Source organism: Sulfitobacter sp. (genome assembly GCF_041552635.1).
Taxonomy (GTDB): domain Bacteria; phylum Pseudomonadota; class Alphaproteobacteria; order Rhodobacterales; family Rhodobacteraceae; genus Sulfitobacter.
The window spans coordinates 1-1,043 of sequence record NZ_JBFEKM010000400.1 but is presented as its reverse complement, the minus strand read 5'-3'; the positions used below and the strand labels follow the sequence as shown (position 1 = coordinate 1,043).

1 protein-coding gene is annotated in these 1,043 nt (G+C 59.3%); it reads left to right on the top strand.

Features of this window, described 5'->3' with window-relative positions:
* Positions 1-38 precede the first annotated feature (38 nt).
* Positions 39-962 carry a hypothetical protein gene (locus ABYT07_RS21380; protein ID WP_372994015.1) on the top strand — a complete coding sequence of 308 codons (924 nt, stop codon included), beginning with the start codon at positions 39-41 and terminating at the stop codon, positions 960-962.
* The last annotated feature ends 81 nt before the right edge of the window (positions 963-1,043 follow it).

The window sequence follows — 1,043 nt, the reverse complement described above, 5'->3', positions numbered from 1 at the left end:
TGTTGCCGTAATTAAAAAAAAATTCGAGGCAGACAGATATGAAATTAGGCGCAGCAGGGCTCGTGCTTTGTCTTGGCTTGGCGGGATGTGGCGATGGCGTTCCGTTCAATGGACCAACAGACGAAGGAGTGGGCGATACCGCCCCCGGTTCGGTTTATCTGAACACCGACAACCAGGATCTGACCGCCAACAGCATCACCTATGACGCTGACAAGGACGAATTGACGATCAACAACATTCCGTTTGACGATCCCAACAACACCTATGTGCGGATCAAAGATACGGCCTTTAGCAACGGGTTTGCCGCCTACCAAAGCGACCCCGCGCCCGGCAGTAACGAATACCAGTATTTCGCGGTTTTCCGGCGGTCTGATTCAGGCCTGTCTCAGGCCGGGGCCACGCAATCGAACGCATATATCGAATATGGTTTCGGCGGGGCCGGTGCGCAGCGCGTAAGCGGCAACACGGCGGTGCCTGAAACCGGGATCTATTCCTATTCGGGCGAATATGCCGCTGTGCGTGTCGTGCGGTCCACCGATGAAAACGCCGATGCGGTGGAACAGTTGTTTCTTGTCACCGGTGGCATAGAGATGACGGCCGACTTTGGGGACTTTGACGAGGTTGGTGCCGTGGGCGGTGTGGTGCGCAACCGCACGCTCTATGACACTGCGGGTCAGCCGTTGGGTGCGCTCGACGGTATTGTGTCTTTTACCAACAGCGAGATCGACCGCACAACAGGCACGATCAAGTCTGGCACCGCCGTCGAGGTGACAGGCGGCACGCAGACGCTGGATAGCGGCTATCAGGGCGGCGAAATCAGCGCGACAGGCCATTGGAGCGGCGTGTTCGCCGGCCCCGGTGCCGAAGAGATCGCGGGCATTGTGTTTGTCGAAGGCGCAGGCGTGCGCGAGGTGGGCAGCGTGATCGTGACCTGCAAGACCGCGCCGGAATGCACCGACTGATGCGGCTTGCCCCGCTTCTGGCGTGGGTCTGTCTGGCCGGGGTCAGTGTGGCGCAAACCACATTGAACCCCGACGAAGCCC